Source organism: Ruegeria sp. MALMAid1280 (assembly GCF_049195285.1).
Classification (GTDB): Bacteria; Pseudomonadota; Alphaproteobacteria; order Rhodobacterales; family Rhodobacteraceae; genus Ruegeria.
The window spans coordinates 61081-78554 of record NZ_JBMIRT010000055.1 but is presented as its reverse complement, the minus strand read 5'-3'; the positions used below and the strand labels follow the sequence as shown (position 1 = coordinate 78554).

The 17474-nt window shown below is 57.6% G+C and carries 15 protein-coding genes; 7 read left to right on the top strand and 8 right to left on the bottom strand.

Annotated elements, in window-relative coordinates:
- Positions 1-112 precede the first annotated feature (112 nt).
- Positions 113-526 carry a hypothetical protein gene (locus ACOQFT_RS14760; protein ID WP_421598661.1) on the bottom strand — a complete coding sequence of 138 codons (414 nt, stop codon included), beginning with the start codon at positions 524-526 and terminating at the stop codon, positions 113-115.
- A 20-nt stretch (positions 527-546) separates the two neighbouring features.
- On the opposite strand from ACOQFT_RS14760, the gene ACOQFT_RS14755 reads away from it, so the two are divergent.
- Positions 547-1275, top strand: coding sequence for a hypothetical protein (locus ACOQFT_RS14755; RefSeq protein ID WP_421598660.1), 729 nt, complete (start codon positions 547-549; stop codon positions 1273-1275).
- Between the two features lie 23 nt (positions 1276-1298).
- Here the strand turns inward: ACOQFT_RS14755 and ACOQFT_RS14750 are convergent, their stop codons facing one another.
- Both ACOQFT_RS14750 and ACOQFT_RS14745 read right to left on the bottom strand, forming a co-directional pair.
- On the bottom strand, positions 1299-1688 hold the full coding sequence (locus tag ACOQFT_RS14750; protein ID WP_421598659.1) for a hypothetical protein: 390 nt from the start codon (positions 1686-1688) through the stop codon (positions 1299-1301).
- Between the two features lie 197 nt (positions 1689-1885).
- Positions 1886-2218 (bottom strand): YegP family protein, encoded by a 333-nt coding sequence (locus ACOQFT_RS14745; protein ID WP_421598658.1) that lies wholly within the window; start codon positions 2216-2218, stop codon positions 1886-1888.
- Between the two features lie 225 nt (positions 2219-2443).
- Here ACOQFT_RS14745 and ACOQFT_RS14740 point away from each other — a divergent pair, with 225 nt between their 5' ends.
- Positions 2444-2680 carry a hypothetical protein gene (locus tag ACOQFT_RS14740; RefSeq protein WP_421598657.1) on the top strand — a complete coding sequence of 79 codons (237 nt, stop codon included), beginning with the start codon at positions 2444-2446 and terminating at the stop codon, positions 2678-2680.
- Between the two features lie 132 nt (positions 2681-2812).
- On the top strand, positions 2813-6868 hold the full coding sequence (locus ACOQFT_RS14735) for a hypothetical protein (RefSeq protein ID WP_421598656.1): 4056 nt from the start codon (positions 2813-2815) through the stop codon (positions 6866-6868).
- A 142-nt stretch (positions 6869-7010) separates the two neighbouring features.
- On the opposite strand, the gene ACOQFT_RS14730 is transcribed toward ACOQFT_RS14735, so the two are convergent.
- Entirely contained in the window at positions 7011-7337 is a 327-nt protein-coding gene (locus ACOQFT_RS14730) for a DUF1330 domain-containing protein (RefSeq protein ID WP_421598654.1), read from the bottom strand.
- 171 nt (positions 7338-7508) lie between these two features.
- Between ACOQFT_RS14730 and ACOQFT_RS14725 the strand changes: the two genes are divergently transcribed.
- Entirely contained in the window at positions 7509-8201 is a 693-nt protein-coding gene (locus tag ACOQFT_RS14725; protein WP_421598653.1) for a winged helix-turn-helix transcriptional regulator, read from the top strand.
- A gap of 472 nt (positions 8202-8673) precedes the next feature.
- The gene (gene aspT, locus ACOQFT_RS14720; protein ID WP_421598652.1) at positions 8674-10374 is read left to right on the top strand and encodes an aspartate-alanine antiporter; all 1701 of its coding nucleotides are present in this window, start codon (positions 8674-8676) and stop codon (positions 10372-10374) included.
- Position 10375: 1 nt separating this feature from the next.
- Here aspT (ACOQFT_RS14720) and aspT (ACOQFT_RS14715) read toward each other — a convergent pair whose 3' ends face one another.
- From aspT (ACOQFT_RS14715) to ACOQFT_RS14700, 4 genes are all read right to left on the bottom strand, one after another.
- A complete protein-coding gene (aspT, locus tag ACOQFT_RS14715; protein ID WP_421598651.1) occupies positions 10376-12049 on the bottom strand; it encodes an aspartate-alanine antiporter in 1674 nt (557 codons plus the stop codon).
- A gap of 28 nt (positions 12050-12077) precedes the next feature.
- Positions 12078-13709: a bifunctional aspartate transaminase/aspartate 4-decarboxylase gene (locus ACOQFT_RS14710; protein WP_421598650.1), complete on the bottom strand. Its 1632-nt coding sequence runs from the start codon at positions 13707-13709 to the stop codon at positions 12078-12080.
- Between the two features lie 119 nt (positions 13710-13828).
- Positions 13829-14335, bottom strand: coding sequence for a hypothetical protein (locus ACOQFT_RS14705; RefSeq protein WP_421598649.1), 507 nt, complete (start codon positions 14333-14335; stop codon positions 13829-13831).
- A 409-nt stretch (positions 14336-14744) separates the two neighbouring features.
- Positions 14745-15695 (bottom strand): GlxA family transcriptional regulator, encoded by a 951-nt coding sequence (locus ACOQFT_RS14700; protein WP_421598648.1) that lies wholly within the window; start codon positions 15693-15695, stop codon positions 14745-14747.
- A 139-nt stretch (positions 15696-15834) separates the two neighbouring features.
- Here ACOQFT_RS14700 and ACOQFT_RS14695 point away from each other — a divergent pair, with 139 nt between their 5' ends.
- Positions 15835-16545 carry a GntR family transcriptional regulator gene (locus tag ACOQFT_RS14695; RefSeq protein WP_421598646.1) on the top strand — a complete coding sequence of 237 codons (711 nt, stop codon included), beginning with the start codon at positions 15835-15837 and terminating at the stop codon, positions 16543-16545.
- A 7-nt stretch (positions 16546-16552) separates the two neighbouring features.
- Positions 16553-17470, top strand: a complete 918-nt coding sequence (locus ACOQFT_RS14690; RefSeq protein ID WP_421598645.1) for a dihydrodipicolinate synthase family protein — start codon at positions 16553-16555, stop codon at positions 17468-17470.
- Positions 17471-17474: the final 4 nt, after the last annotated feature.

Genomic DNA, 17474 nt, shown 5'->3' with positions numbered 1-17474 from the left:
AAGTTACAAGGGTTTAAAAATGAGTCTGTTACAGTAAAGGCGCTAGAAAAGATGCCCGGATAGCCAATGCGCCCGCCTGCAGGACGCTGCTGGGCACCACAAGGGAGGAGTTTCATGCGGCCACATCTTCCGGTGCACGGCGCATCAGCGGCACGACATGCCGGGTGATGACCTCGGGCGACCACAGGTCTTCGCGCGACAGGATCGGGCGGCCCGTGGCCTCGATGGCTTCGGCAGTGGCCAGAGGCGAGCAACTGACCATCCCCGATATCGCAAAGGGGCCGAGACCCGCCCGACCCAGAACAGTCACACCGCCAAGAGCGCTCAGCGCATCCGGGGCCGCGAACAGGATACCATCCAGACGGTCGCGAATGCGCGACGATTGCAGAATGGCCCGCGTTTCCTGCTGGAACACACCATCGGCAATCTCAACCACCACCTCAGACCCGCGCGCAGCGGCGGTGGCAACCATGGTGTCAAAGCCCGCTTCGATCTGCGCCAGCGGCATCCGGTATGTGGTGGCCATCCCAACATCCGTGAAATCAAGTGCAGAGCGCCGACGTCCTCGAAACTGTTGAAATCCCCAAAGGCGCCGGTTCCGGTCGCCTTGATCCCCGCCACGGCAAAGCCCGCCCGCATCAGGCCGTGCCCAAGGCTGGACGCGGCCGTTGTCTTGCCCGAGTTCATGGCGGCACCGAGAACACCAATGACCGTGACCTGATCATTGCACGGCAGGTTGGGCAGGGCATAATCTGCCACGTTGATCACCTGGCCGTCCGCATTCGTCAGCAGGCCGATGGGTATCAATCAGGTGGGGTTTTCCATTCGGGCATGGGCTGCATCCACCCGCCCCGCGACACCGCCACTGGCCGCCAGATCAATCAGATCGTCATCAATGATAGCGCTCGCCAGAAACTGATCCGGCGCATAACGATCCCCCAGGCAAGGGACAACAAAATCGCCCGGATAACAGGCCGGCGCTCGGCCAACTGGATTTTCTTATGGTATCCGAACTCGGCAATCTCGCAGAGGATCAGATCGCCCGCCTTTGCAGCGCCCAACCGCATGGAAAGCCCGCGCACGTCGGATCGATCGACCCTGCGGGTTGTGAAAGCCCATTTTGCAATGTCGCAGGCGACAGGAGAGAATTGGGGAAACTGTGTTATGCTTAACTCCGTGACTGGCTGTTCGGTGCTTTCGTTTCGCCAACGCCATATGAGAAAAATCGAAAAACCGAATGAAGGGGCGGCGTGTCATCAGATGAACGACAAATGAACGCGCCGGGTTCCGATCAGTCATCATCCCCGCTTCGGTCGTTTTTGCCTGCCCTTGCCGTTGTTCCGCCCGCCGCGCGGTTCGATGTTCGGGATGCGATTGTCGCCATTGCGATCTATGTCCTGAAGCAATTTCCTTGCCCCGGCTGTACCAAAGGCGGCCACAAACTCATCAATACTCAGAACGCCATCCGCGTTCGTATCAACCAAACGAAAGCTGGCTGTTTGCGCCTCGGCCGTGCTGAACTGCCCCAACCCAACATATAAGATGCAAGTCAGCCAAATAATGCAGACCGCGTGACAGATTGCCCCCGGCCAGCGTTTGCTTGCCCTACGTCCATTCCCCGACACAAATGTTCCTTTGCCCTCCGGCCCTTCGCGGAAACCGGCGTTTTCTTCGGTCCAGTAGGACAATATGGCGCGCGCAGATGAAGCGCGCATATTCGATTAACGAACAGAAAGTGAACGTCCGAAGGGGCGTGTCAGAAAACACATCGGCGTAAAATTGGTGAGGAAATCTGCTGGTCAAACGTCGGTGGAGCAACTTCGCCCCACCGCATGAAAAAGCTAGGTTTGCCTGAGCCGTTAGCTCAATCGAAGGCAAGTCTAATTCAGGTCAGATCTTCGACCCGCGCCTCAGGGGCATTGCGCTTGACGGATTCGATGCCGTTGTCGCGTCCGGATGCACTGGTATAGCTTTCGCTGGCACCGATAACCTGGCCGTTGCTGGCTTTCAGGTTGAATCGATGGCCGCCGGATTTGGTTTCCGTCCGCTCATACCTGGCGTCATTCGGAGCGTTCGTTTTTACCGATGAGACCCCATTTTCCGCGCCGGCCTTTTGGACATACCCTTCACTGGACAGGATGATTTCACCATTCCCGGCCTTCAGCCGAAACCGGTACTCTCCGGCCTTATCTTCATAGATTTCGAATTTGCCTGCCATGTGAGCCACCTCATTGTTGTAGAACTTAAACTCGTCACGACGTTGCGATTTTCACCGGACGGTCACAAGAAGAAATTCGCATAGTAGGTCTCTAACTTACGGCCCTACCACGGATTTCGGCACAAGGGGCCGCAAAGGACCAGTTGGCTCGGCGCTGCCCCGGGCCTGTCACGTATTCAAATACCTCCATCTGCCTTTGATGGAGCGCTCTGTAAGACCATCCGAATGACAGATCGTATGAGGTTGCTTTCAGACGGCCTGCGCGCGCAAGCTTTCCTCTTTCAAAGCAAGCATTCCTGCCACCATATTCAGGATCATGCCAAAGATCGGGAAATCGTGCGGGGCCCGTTCGAAAAACAGATGGCGCCAAAACGCCGCGAAGATCAGCTACGCCCAGAGTTGCGCAAAGAGCGCTGTCCACTGGCATGTGATTTCGATTCTATCCAGATCGTGAATCACTGACATTCGGTCCGCCGCAGTGAAACACGTCGCCAGCAACTCAATGGATCTTCGATCACGGTCTCTTCCAAAAAATCATAGACAAATCAACTTCGCCCACTAACGATAAATCCGATGGAAAGACATGAGTGAGCGATGGCCAGGCAACCTAGAAATATCCCGATTTCGCAGGGTAATAGACACGGCGCAGAGCTCACTAAATTCCAAAATCGCGACCTGCACTTGCGCCGCTTCGAAGACATGTTGTGTGAAACCGTTCAGCAACCGGATTGTACCCGCACGCTGGTTTTCCGCGGCATGGGTGGCAATGGCAAGTCGATCCTGATGCAGCGGTGCCGCGAAATTGTCGAAACCAACAAGGGGCCGAACGACGCATTCCGAGACGTGCTGGTTTCCAACTTTCAGTTCTCCAATGCCGAGCAGCCCCCCAGAATTGTCGAATTTCTTCTTGGGCTTCGTCAGATATTCAATTCTCTGGGTCTCAAGACCCTGCTGTTTGACTACGGGTTCCTGCTGTATCAGATACAGCAACCACAAGCAGGGCTGATTACTCTGAACTTTGGTCAATCGTCCAATATGCAGTCGGCCGAGGCCCTGGTCGGCAGCATCGGAACCGGCCTGGTCGAAGAACTTGGCACTGAAGCCATTGGACTGGCTCAAGAAGCCATTGGTGCTGTTGCCCCCGAGGCCATGCGCCGACTGGTTGCCGCGGCCAAAGGCGCAGCCGTCCGGTCCTACCAGATGCGCAAGATCAAAGAGTTGATCCCTGAATTCTATATAGGGCGCGATATTGAGTCTTCGGCGCGCAAATCGTTGCCGGCGGATCAGTTTATCAAGGCGCCCCCAGGCGGGGCCGCAAGCTATATGCTGGCTTGGGCATTGGCAGAAGACGTCAACCGCGAGTTGGGCGAAAAGAAGCGCCTTGTATTGTTTATTGACGAGTATGAGGCGATCCTTCCAAGGCCGAACGAGGGGCGCACAGCGATATCAGAGATCGACGGCAATCTCAGGGAATTCGCCGAGTACGCGAAGGGCGTCATGCTGGTGGTCGGCTCACGGTACGAACTGAACTGGCACAAGTCGCCGAGCCCTGCCAATGCGTCGAACCCAAAGTCCCATACATACATGGAAATGGACGTCAGGGGCCTGGCGAAGCCACATGCCGTTCGGTTCCTTCACGATTCTGGCCTCGCGCTTTCCCGGGGCCTTGTCGACAACGTGCTTTTCAACGCACGCGAAACAGATGATGAAGACACGGCTTACTATCCGCTGGCGTTGTTGCTGCAACTGCAAGACATCCTGAAGCGGTTGGAGCAAGATCCGCGGGATAGCTTTGCGGACTATCGGCTGACCGAAGCAGATGCTGGTCTCGACGACGAACAGGCGCGTAACGCACGGTTTGATATGATTGTCGTCAGACTGCACAACTCCTTCAAGAAGGACGACGAATTCAAAAACCTGCTGGAAGTCCTGGCGTTGTGCCGCGCATTCGACAGAGAAGTTGTCAACATACTGGCTGACCTGCACAACTTATCCAAACCGCTCGATCTCTTCGACAAAGTCGTTCGTCTGCCCTTCTTTACGCAAGTGGGTCAAGGCGGGATGTGGCGCATGCATAGTGTCGTCGCCGAAGCCCTGAGCCGGGAGAATTCGGCTGATACCCGCCGCTTTAGTCATCTGGAGCTTGCCGGAATCTACAAGAAGCGGGCGATGTATGACGACAGGCGTGATAATCTGTCCGCCTTTCAGGTGATATCGCTTTCGAATGCGCTATGGCATATGTCCCATTGCGAGCCCATTCGCCGTCAAGTCGAGTTCCTGAAGGACTACAATAAGCCGCTTGTAAAGCGCGGCTTTGCGGCTGATGGCCTGCGTCTTTGGCAGGATCTTGCACAGCAAGACGGAGCCGCCGCACTCGAGGACGTCCGCGTTTCGCTGGTGGCCTTACAACTCGCCACGGGCATGTTCGAAACCGCCGATGACGCTGTTGCCGAAATAGAATCCGTAGATGACGCTTCTCGACCTGATACAGTCCGAAGACTTGCGTTTCTGATTGACTACGCGCCCAACGGGATGATGGCTGCGGATCTGTATCATCTGGCTTTGTCGAGGGGCCAAGCCGACGTTGCACGGCACCGGTATCAAATGCAGATGGCGCTGCGTGCCTATCTGGAGAAGGTCAACAACTTTTCAGTGGCGGAAGATGCCATCGCAAAGCTGCAAGAAGCCGGTGTGCAACCCAGCGATCATGCCTATTCGCAACTGTTACGCATCGCCCCGAATTTCGAAACCGTGAGGCGTGTCCTCGAACGCGACATGGGCATCCCTGCGGATCGGGATCCGGCCGACTTGAACGAGTCGTTTATTACCTTCGCATACCAAAAGGCGCATGCCAGCGCCGATGTGCAGTGGCTCGCAGAGGTATTTGGAGAGATCAACAGCCTGAGGGTTCACAACGCACGCCTGTCGTCGTTCTGCACCCTGAACGAAGCCCGCGACTATGTCGCCACCGAGATGATCGCACGAGGAGAGACGCCCAGTATCATCACCTGGACCATTTTGCTGGACAAGGCCCGCAGCTTTGACGTGGCGCTCGCTCTCCATGATGAGATTCCGGGGGACATGCTGCGTTACGACCCGATCCCCTATAGCAAGCTTCTGAATTTCGCCCGCAGTTGGGAGGACATCAAGTCTTGTTTGACCAGCATGGCCGCGCAAGGCGTCGAGCTGAACGAAAAGCACTTGGCGCGGATCGATGCGGCTATGCTGACGCCTGAACGGTTGTCGGACATTTTGGCAAGATGCCCCAATCCTCCTTATTCGAACGAGGTTATGTCGACACTGAGCAAGTTGCTCAGCAAGGTTCCGGCGGAATCCTTTACGTCGGACCGCGTCGCGGCCATCAAGGCATGGGTCAGCGTGTTCAATGATCAAAAATCACCGATACCCCCAGGCCTCATTGCGCGAATTCTGGATGTGCAGCCTGATTTTCCGACTGCAATGGAAGTCTGGAAAACCCTGAACTTGCAGTCGACCGTATGCGCCAATGCAGCGTCATTCAAACACCTGTCCAACAAACTCCTGTCCAAGGTGCTCACAGTTAGTGATCTGACATCGGTCCGCCAGTGGATCGAGCAACGCGATCTGCCCCTGCCTCAGGAATACTGGGCGCAACGGATCAAACTCGGAGGCGGTATCGAAGCATTCTTCCAGGTCGCTGACGAAATGGACGAGATTGGTCAGACTTTCGACCTCTTTCCTCAGCAGGCGCTGGCAGGGGTCGTCGCGGACGCGAACGTGATTGCACAGGCGTTGTCGGAACGAGGCTATGAGATCAAATGCGCCCCGGAGCTGTTCAGACGGGCAAACGGGCTCGACGAGGCGATGGGCCTTTGGCGCCGCCTCCGCGAGCTGGGCGCAAAACTCACCTCCGGCAATGCCTTGGAGCCACTCATCGCAAAGGCCGAAACCCTGTCAGAATTGGGCAAAGTCGAGCGGTTTATGATTGCTGAGGGAGTGCCGTTGGCCCAGACGTTCTTCGAACGCAAGCTCAGAATGCTGGGCTCGCTTGATCTTCTCGCACAGATCGACGCGGACATGGCTGCTGCCGGGCTAACCCGGTCCGTCGGTCTCTGGCGCCTGATCGTTCAATTGTCAGCCAGCTTGGACGAGGCGTTGTCGGTGGTAGAGCAGATGGTTCAGGCCGGTAGGTGGCCGGATGCAAGTGTGATCAACACTTGCGTCAAACATGCAAAATCACTGGACGAAATTGAGGCAGTGGAGACCCGGATCCAAGAGCGGCGATGGGCAACGGATTTGACCGTATGGCAGAGCCTTGCCACGGCACGAGCCAGGCATCAGACCGCTCGGGAAATCATGGACTGGCACGATCAGATTTGCGCAGAGGAGCCGGGCGCACTGGAGGCCGCGATGCGCGCGTTTGGCGAGGCAGACATGCCTGACCATGCCATCACACTGGCCATTGCCCATCCCGGTCTTCCCGGAGCGCGACAAGTCTTCGCTCGGTATCCCGACGATAGCCAGATCGCACTTGGCGGAACAAACTTTCGCACCGAAGGCATTTCACCGCAACGTGCGATGACGCTTTCAGTGTGGGCTGCGGCCCAATCCGACACGCCGCTTGCCGCGCGCTGGGCCGATCTCGCGCACGAGATTGCAACGCAGCGTTGACATTCTGCACCTGCTCCTCGTGCAGAACAAGGCTCTGATGTGCAGTATTATTCCGGCTTGAAATGACACGGGCGATGTCTGCACAGGGTCATTTACCCATGCAGATACGGCGTCAATCCAAACCGATCTTCCGAGCCTAAATTCACCCAGCCTTCAAATATGGAATAGCTCCTGCAATGTCAGTGTCATCGATGACATGGAAATTCGATACGCTGCCCGACTGTCGGGCCTTCCCATAAGGCGCATAGTCGGGATCGTTGACAAATCCGTCCAGCGCAGCCCTGGACGGAAACTCCAGTATGGCAATTAACGTGCAGTCTTTTTCCTCACCTTCAAGGGCTTCGATGTTGCCGCTGCGCGACAGGTAGCGGCCGCCTTGCTTCTGCACCAGATTGTGGACGTCGGCAGCATATTCCGGCACCCAGCCGTCATCAGTGACTTTGATTTCCGCAATCAAGTAGACGCTCATTTTCGATCTCCTGCACAAGGGGCAACCGGGATGGTTCGCTCACATGAGGGAAGGGTGCCGACCAAGACGAAGTTTTTCCAGTCACGGAACTGGAGCGGGCAGTACAGTTTCTGGACTTTATGCATACTCCGACACTGTTAAAGTGCAGACAGCAGAAATGGAGGAGTGGATATGCCACGCGCCGGTTACAAGCAGTTTTGCCCGCTTGCCATGGCTGCCGAGCTATTGTGCACGCGATGGACGATGGTTCTGATGCGTGAACTCATTGCTGGTTCGACGCGGTTCAACGACCTGCGTCGGGGCGTACCAAAGATGTCACCGACATTGCTGTCGCGACGGCTAAAGGACCTGGAAGAGGCCGGTATTGTTGAGAAAAGACCAATTCCGTCAGAGCGTGGTGTTTTTGACTACCACCTTACGGACGCCGGTCGCGACCTGCGTGAGGTGGTGATTGCGATGGGCATGTGGGGCCAAAAGTGGGTTGAATCCTCACTCTCGCTGAAAAACCTCGACCCCTCGTTGCTGATGTGGGACATGCGGCGAAATCTGAACCCTGAACCGCTGCCCAAGCGACGCACGGTGGTTCAGTTTGTGTATCACGACCTGCCGTCATCCAAACGGGATTGGTGGCTTGTGATAGAACCAGCCGGAGAGGTCGATCTGTGCTGGGCCGATCCCGGTTTCGTCGTTGATCTATACGTCTTTACCGATCTTAGAACCATGACCGCCATTTGGATGGGAGTGACAGACGTCGCCGCAGAACGGGACAAGTTCGAGTTCACCGGCCCCAAGGAGATTTCCTCGACCATTCAGATCTGGCTCGGCCTCAGTCCCTTCGCGGTTCAGAGAAAGCTTGTCTCCTGATTGACATGCCGGGCCCCGTTTTCTGCATCGTGCTTAGTAGGTCCTGGTATCCCAAAAGAAAAACCACTTACCTTTTGGCAGCGGGATTTGAGTGTTTTGAAAGCAATCATTGGTATTCACAAAGCAAGCGGCAGCTATTTTGCGCATTGCAGCCACCGACACCGCGCACTGAAATAGCTGAGGCTGGCAGGACACATTGCTGCAACGGTCACGAATAGCTGCAACCTCAGGCTGGAACCGCATATCCGCAGGGTTTTCATGCGGACTTTGATACAATTGTCGGGATGTATCGCCTGCGTCCCGACCACCTTCGTGCGCTCTGGTTCTCAGTGGCCATTTGACAGAACGCAAAGTCGATGCTTACCCTAAGCGCAGCGCGGTGCATCTAATCTGAATTTCCAAGATTTATCAGCGTCCTGAGACGTCTTTCGCGGCGGTGTTAAAGCCAGACTTGCAACCTGGAGAGTTTGAGATGGAATTGATCACAGAACAGCTTCGCGCCTATCCGATCATGGCGCTGTTTCTTTGCCTGGGCCTGGGATACGGCGTTGGCAAGTTCCGGGTCGGCAAGTTCGAACTGGGCGGCATCGCTGGCACCCTGCTGGTGGCGGTCTTCGTGGGCCAGGTCGGCGGCATCAACCTGAGCACCGATGTTCAGAACGTCTTTTTCTCGCTGTTCATCTTCATGGTCGGCTACAACGGCGGGCCGCAGTTCTTTGCAGCCCTGAACCGAACCGCCCTGACCAAGCTGCTGGCAGCGTTCATGATGACCCTTTGGGGGCTGTTTTTTGTCATCGTCGTTGCCCGATTGGCCGGTCTGGACAAGGGGCTGGCGGCCGGTCTGGCCGCCGGAGGGCTGACGCAATCGGCCATCATCGGCACTGCAGGCAACGCCATTGACCTGCTGGGACTGGCCGCGGATGAGGCGGAAAAGCTTAAGACCAACATCGCGGTGGGGTATTCGGTCACCTATATCTTTGGCTCGATCGGTCCGATCCTGGCGGTCAGCGTCATCCCGATCATCATGCGCGTCAACCTGCGGCAAGAGGCGATCAAGCTGGCCCAAAAACTCAGCGGCGGCGGCCGCAAGCTGGAGGAAGGCGAATTCCTTCCGATGAACCGTTTCGATGCCCGCGCCTATCAAGTGAACGCCGGCGCCGCCATAGCGGGGCAAACTGTGAAAGCAATCGAAGGTGGGTACGACGGCGATCTGATTGTGGAAAAGCTTCTGCAAAACGGCGCCCCAGCTGACCCGGCGCCCGATACTGTCGTCAGCGCCGGAGATATAATTGTCGTATCCGCGCTGGTTGCGACCCTGACGCAGTTCGAAGGCTCGGCAAGTGGCGAGATCGGAGAATACCCGCCTGAACTGACTATCGTGGAAGAGCGCCGCAATGTCGTCATCACCAACCGCAAGCTGGCAGGCAAAACCCTGTCAGAGTTGCGCGACGCACTGACGGCGGATCAGCGCCGCGGGGTCCATATCTCAAAGATCACGCGTATGGGGCATGACGTGCCCGTTCTGCACAACACCGAAATCCACGCGGGCGACGAGGTTTCAATCGTCGGTCACAAAGACGATCTGAACCGGGTGTCGAAAGTGGCGGGCTATGTGCCGCCTGCGGCCTCGGTCACGAATTTCATCGCGCTGGGGATCGGCGTAGCCGTCGGTTATCTGATCGGCGAGATCAGCTTTGTCATCGCGGGCACAAAAGTGGCGCTGGGGTCTGGTCTTGGATGCCTCGTGACCGGGTTGATCATCGGATACATGCGTATCCGACGGCCCAAGATCGGCGGAATCAACCGGGGGGCTGCGAATTTCCTGCAAAGCTTTGGCCTTGCGGTCTTTGTCGGGGTCGTTGGCCTGAACGCTGGCAAGCCCGCGCTTGAGGCGATACAGCAATACGGTATCATCCTGTTGTTGCTGGGTGTCGTCGTCACGCTGATGCCGATGATCGTTCAGTTCCCGATCAACTATTTCGTCCTGCGCATCAAAAACCCGGTCGAGGCCTGCGCGGTTGTGACCGGGTCCAGATCAGGCAATCCGGGTTTCGCTACGCTGCTGGAAAAGACCGGGAACGCAACCCCGACACCCGCTTTCACCATGACCTATGCGGTGGCGAACATCTTCCTGACGCTCTGGGGCCCACTGGTCGTGGCCTTCGTGCCGTAAGCTACATCAGCAGGATCACGATGACTGAGCCCCACAGGGCCAGCAGCACATTGCCCACGGCATAGCCGAGGCCGTAACCCAGTGTCGGAACCTGGCTTTGGGCGGCCTCCTGCACGGCAGCCAAACCGGGTGCCGAGGTCCCTGCTCCGCAGCAGGTTCCAGCCAGAACGCCCTCGTTTATCCCAAACACCTTGCGACCGACTATCACCGCCGATCCGTGGGCCAATAGCACAATCGCAACCGAGCCGAAGATCAGCGATGGCCCGCTTTCCATCACCCCCGTCACAAAGCTGGGTCCCGAAGTAATGCCGACACAGGCCACGAACACGCACAGCCCCAACGAGTCGAAGATCCACAGCGTTGCCTCGGGTACAAAGCCAAATGTCCGGTGGACCGAGCGCAGCCACCCCGCCACCAAACCGCCCAGCAGCACCCCGACCGAAGTGCCCAGACCCAGCTCAATCGCACCGTATTTCAGCGCAGGGATGCCGATCAGCCCGCCCAGCAGGATGAAAAAGGCCACAAAGACCATGTCGGTCTTGTTGGTCTCGCGGTCCAGATAGCCCAGACGCGCGGCGGCGTCTTCTATATGGCCTCGGGTGCCCGAGACGGTCAGAACATCGCCCTTGTGCAGGGTCACGCCACGAAAGATCGGAAGCCGCTCGCCGCTGCGCATGATGCCGCGCAGATAGATGGTGCGCGCCTCGGGGCGGGCGGACAGTTCCGCCAGCGTTTGGTTGACCACCTCTTTATTGGTCACGACGATATCGTTGGTCTGAACCGGAAGATCGAGAAGCTCGGGGTCTTCGACCTCTTCCCCCAGCATGGCTGTGTGGTCGATCAGATAGGACCGCACGCCCGCAATAGCGGCGATGTCACCCTCTTGCAGGACCATATCGCGCGAGGTCGGCAGGATCTTGTTCCCGCGCCGCACCCGGTCGAAAAAGGCGCGGACATGGTCGGGAACACGGGCCTCGAGCTCGGATATGCGACGGCCCGCGAATTCGGGATTGATGCGATAGGCGCGGGCCTCAAAATCGCGGTGTTCCGACACCATCGGCGCGCCATTGTTGTCCAGCTCGGCCTCATGTTCCGCACAAGCTTCTTTCAGTGACCGGCCATAGAACCGGGGCGCCAATTGAGTGTGGAAAAAAATTGTGGCGATCACGCCGACGAAATAGGCAACAGCGAAACCGGTGGCGATCTCACCATCGAAAATCTGTTGCGCGGCCTCGTCGGCCCCGGTTTTGGCAAAGGCGTCTATCGCCACCCCCAGCGTGGCGCTTTCGGTCACGCCGCCCGCCAATAGGCCCGCCGCGATCCCGACCGACAGCCCCATCAGCGGGGCCAGCAGCGCGGCCACGACCAGCGCCACAACACACAGCAAAACGGTGACGGCAATCTGCGGCAAGGCATGCAGGTTCAGGGATCGGAAAAATTGCGGCCCCGTCCGGTAACCGATGGAAAACAGGAACAGCAGAAAGAACGCCTGTTTCAGGTCATCCGACACCACCACCCCGGTCTGGCCAACCAGTACACCGGCCAGCAGGCACCCCGCCACCGATCCCACCGTGAACGAGCCTATGGTGATCTTGCCCAACGCATATCCAAGGGCGAGGCTGCAGAACAGGGCCAGGGCAGGATGGTGGCCAAAGATCGACCCGATCAATTCCATTTAGGCCCCTCTCCCCCTGCGCTTTTGTTCAGCCGTGCAACGGCAACCCTTTCGAGGCACGATAAGCCTGCACATAGCCCACAGCCACCGCTCGCACCGCGCGGCCGATCTGACGATAGGCGCTGTCATCGAGATTGGCGAAGGATACCCGCGCTGACCAATTGGGCGCATCGAAACCCGACCCGTTCAGCAGCACGATTCCGTGGTCCTGCGCCAGCTTGAACGAAATATCCAGCGGGTGGACATTTTCCTTGATCCACTCGACCACCTCTTCGCCGACATATTTGCGCAGCCAGAATTCGAAATCGATGATGCCGTAATACCGGTCGAACAGCGGGTTGTCGGGCACTTCGATGCCCATCCCATCAACCAACTCATTAAAGCGGTGTTTCAGGATGCCCCAGCAGAACTTCTGATAGGCTTTGTCCTCATCCATCAACTCGACCAGCGAGAACAGCGTCATCATCACCTGCTGCGGCAGCGACAGGCCCGCCGTATGGTTCAGCGCCACATCGCGGCTGTCGGCAACGATCCGGTCGATGAATTTGAACGAGGACGGATCCGGTGTCAGCGTCTCGTACCGGGCATTTACAACGGCCTTGGTCTCGGCCGGGGCCTCGGCGATCATCTTGTCGAAGATGTTGTTCTCAGCTACCAGAATCGCGCCCAGACGCCAGCCGGTGCAGCCGAAATACTTGGAGTAGGAATAAACCCCGATCGTGTTCTCTGGCAGGTGCCCCATCACCGACTGAAAGTTCGGAATGAATGTTCCATAGACGTCGTCGGTCAGGATGATCAGATCGGGACGCCGGGTTTTGACGAACTCGACCAGCCGGGCCATGACCTCGGGGCTGATTGCAACCGAGGACGGGTTGCCCGGGTTGACCAGAAACAGCGCTTTGACCTTTGGGTCGGCCAGTTGTTCAAGGTCTTCGTCGGTCAGCTGGAAATGATCTTCCTCTTCCGAAGACACATCCACCACGTTCAGCCCGTAGTCTTCCAGCACCGGCATTTCCAGATAAGGCGTAAAGATCGGTGTTCCCAGCGCGATAGTGTCGCCCGCGTTCAGCAGTCGCTGGTTCTTGAGCGCCTTGAAGATATAACACATCGCGGCGGTGCCACCTTCGACCGCGTAGATGTCGAACTTTGCGTCCGGCCGATGCCCCGCGCACATTGCCCACATCACGTATTCATGGACGATCGCCTCATTGTGTTTCATGCACCGGTCCGGCATCGGATAGTGGTCGCCGACGATGCCATCGGTCAGTTCCAGCACGAAATCGTCCGGCGTGAAGCCAAACTTCTCAATCGCAAAATCCACGACAGCGGCCAGCGTATCCGCGCCCGGGGGGCCATTCTTTGCAACCGAGTCGGCGCAATAGGCCTTGAGCCGGTCATAACAACCCGGCCCCTGCGGCATCCCCGCCAGCCCGACCTGCGGTTCATTGCGGTGACGCTGCGCTTCGGTCATGGCGAACTGCCCCAGCAGGAAGAACGCCTCGCGCGCCTTTTTGGCGATCCAGTTGGGATTGCCGCGCCCTGCGTTCAGATACGGCAACGCCATTTGGCGCGACTCTTTCTGAGCCAGCTTGATGAGTTCGTCTTTGATCTGAAAAGGACTTAGGTTCTCGTACTTGTGCAGGTCCAGCGTTTCTGACATGGCTACAAACCCTTGCGTTAAATCAATCGGAAGAATTTACCCGGATCGTACGCAAGGATTTTTGCATGTGTAAACTGTGCTGTCGAATCCTGACGTAAGGGCAATTACTGCTAAGGGATTCAGTTGATCCGGGCAGAGGCCGCTAGCGCACCGGTCAGAGCCTTCTGAATCTCGTCAGGGAAATCCCGACCTTTTTCATGCAGCCCGGCGGCAACCCAACCCACGGTGTGCCCGCGGCTGCCGATATCATTGGCCCGTACCACCGTGGGGGACGTGCGCTCGCCACTGACCAATGCCATCGAGCGTTCGATCTCACTTTCGGTCAGAACCATTTTGACCGCGCTGAAGATATCTACTGATACCTGCAAGGTCTGATGCTCTAGCCGATGCACGGCATCCGTCAGCAGGCGCGTGCAAAAGGCGGACAGAAAATACCAGCGAAAGATGGAAAAAACCCGATCCTGCAATTCACTTTGCATCGCAACACCGTCAGTGGCCGCACCGGCGATACGTTCAAAAGCGGCCTCGGCCGCTTTGGACGCCTGGCAAATCTGCCGTTCACGTCTGGCAATAGAAATAATACGCGGCGCAAATTCCACTGCGGCTCGGTGGGATTCCAAATTCATACGCGTCCTCCAACGTTAACTCCTGATGAGGACTTGGAAACTCTCGAAAAAAATCGGTTGCGATTTAACGCCATTTTTTGCAGAAATTGTCCCTTTGCTGGCAAAATAAAAATGCCACAAAGCAAGCTTCAACGCAAATACAAGTGGTCTCTGGGGCTCAATATGTGTCTGTTTGTGCAGGTTTTCCCGCAGTCCGAATTGGGACACACGCGGTGACTTGGGCCAAAACCTACATATATCTGACACGATCTTGTAATAGTTATGCCCATTTTGGCATCTATCAAAGCTCAATCCTGCTGATCAGTTTACGAGTTTGAATTTAACGAGGGGGTACGAGCGGGACCAGGGGGTGAGCACCTGACCAACCGGGCTCGCCGACGGCCAGAGCAGCTCCCCCCGCCGCTGACAGTCAATCGATTTTGCTTTTCTGCGCATGTGGTGTGACGCCAAAACTGGACCGGTACACGCGCGAGAAATGGCCGGGGCTTTCGAACCCGCAGGCCATGGCGACCTCGGTCACCGATGCCTCGGTCTGCAAAAGCAGTTTCTGGGCGCGCTCAAGGCGCAGCTCCATGAAGTACTTCTTGGGTGAGGTGTTGAGGTATTTGCCGAACAGCCGTTCCAGCTGCCGGGTCGAGATGCCCAGATCCTCGGCAATCTGTGACGGCGACACCGGCGCTTCGATACAGCCCTGCATGATGTGGATTGCCTTGGCCAGATGGGCGTTGCGCATCCCGTTGCGCGACTGCAGCGATACCCGTTGTTTCGCCGTGGCGTTGCGCACCGCATTATAGACCATCTGATCGGCCACAGCGACCGCCAGTTCCTCACCATGATCGCGCCCGATCAGGTGCAGCATCAGATCGGCCGTCGCTGTTCCGCCCGAGGCCGTGATGTGCTTTTCGTCGGCGACAAAGACGCTGCGCACAAGGTTCACCTCGGGGAACGCCTCCATGAAAGCATCATGGTATTCCCAATGGATCGCCGCCTGCATCCCGTCCAGAAAGCCGGCCTCGGCCAGCAGCCAGGCGCCCGAGCATAACGCACCGATGGCCGTTCCCTTCGCCCTTTCGCGCCGCAAGGTTGCCAACAACGCACGCGTTACATGGTTGCGCATATGGATACCTGAAAGCACGAACAACTGGTCGGTCTTTGGAAGCGCGGCCAAGCCACCGTGCACCAGCGTGATCGACCCGTTGGAACAGACCGCCTGATCGCCATGTTCCGAAAGGAAGGTCCAGTCATAGAGGTCTTCACCACTGACCAGATTTGCAATTCGCAGCGGTTCAACCGCGCAGGAAAAGGCAAGGTGCGAAAATTCCTCGATCAAAATGAATGTGATGTGGCGCGGTTGGCTCATCAGGCGTTCCGTTCAGCTTGGCGTAGTCGATGGTCTATGCTGCACGATTTTTTTCTGTATACAAGTTGTATTTTATTAGAGTACAGAATGTGCACGCAAGCTGCGATGCGATTCGCACGACCCATTTGAGGAGGGATGGATGAAAGACGATGCCAAATCCCGCAAAGCCCAACTGACCGAGCATCTGCGGGTGTCCATCCTGACCCTGCGCCTAAAGCCGGGTGCGGACCTGGACGAGGCGCATCTGTCCGATGCCTTCGGCCTGTCGCGCACACCGCTGCGCGAGGTGTTCCGGCAGTTGGCGGGCGAAGGCTATCTGGACCTGCGCACCAATCGCAGCGCCCGCGTGTCCGAGATGTCCTACACGACACTGCGCGACTTTTTTCTGGCCGCGCCGATGGTCTATGGCGCGGTCCTGCGGCTGGCGGCTCAAAACGCGACACGCGCGCAGATTGAGGATTTGAAAGAGGCGCAGCAGGAGTTCAAGGCCGCGCTGCGCACCGGATCGCCCGAGGATCGGGCGATGGCCAATAACCGGTTTCACGACGTGACCGGCGCGATGTCCGGCAATGTCTACCTGCTGCCGTCATTCAACCGGCTGCTGATCGATCACGCCCGGATCGGGATGACCTTTTACCGACCGCAGACGGCCAAAATGTCCGAAAACCTGTCCCAAGCAAGCACCCAGCATGACGCCATCATCGCCGCCATCGAGGCGGGCGACGAGGCGGCTGCTGCGCAATTGGCCGAGGATCACTGGAACCTGTCACGCGATCAGATCGAACTGTTCGTGATGCCCGATGCGCTGGATGTCCCGATGGGCGTCCCGCCCCTTTCGAAACCTGCATGAGGACGGAATGAACCCGATTTTCAGATTTGAAGGGATTTATACCCCTGTGGTCACGCCCTATCACGAGGATGGCAGCGTGAATTGGGACGCCCTGTCCGACGTGATCGAATACCTGATCGAGAACGATGTGCACGGGATGATCTCGGGCGGTTCGACCGGCGAGAACTATGCGCAGACGGTCGATGAACGACTGGAACTGGCGCGGTTTACGCATGAGCGCCTAAAGGGTCGACTGCCGCTAGTCGTCGGCACCGGCGCGATGCTGACATCGGATTCGGTTGCACTGGCCTCTGGTGCGCGTGAGATCGGCGCGGACTCGATTTTGTTGGCCAGCCCGCCCTATTCGGTTCCCACCGACCGCGAAAACGCGCTGAACGCGCTGGCAATCGACAAGGCCGCTGACCTGCCGGTGATGCTCTACAACTACCCGCACCGCACAGGCACGATGATGGGCGAGGAATTTCTTGACCGCGTCGGCCGCAGCCGGAATTTTTGCGGCATCAAGGAAAGCTCGGGCGATATCAACCGGGTACACCTGCTGGCCCGCGACTACCCGCATATCCAACTGGGCTGCGGCATGGACGATCAGGCGCTGGAGTTTTTCGCCTGGGGTGCGCCGTTCTGGGTCTGCGGCGGGTCGAACTTCCTGCCGGTCGAACATGTGGCGCTCTACAATGCCTGCGTGATCGAGGGCAATTTCGCCAAAGGTCGCCGGATCATGTCTGCCATGATGCCGTTGATGCGGGTGCTGGAACAGGGCGGCAAGTTCATCCAGACCATCAAGCACGGCGTCACCATGAACGGGATTGACGCAGGTGTAATGCGGGCTCCGTTGAAGGGTTTGAACAAGGACGACAAGCGCGCGCTGGAACAAGTGACCCGCGTGCTGAAAAAGACTATCGCTGACATCGTGGCTGAAGGGTAAGAGA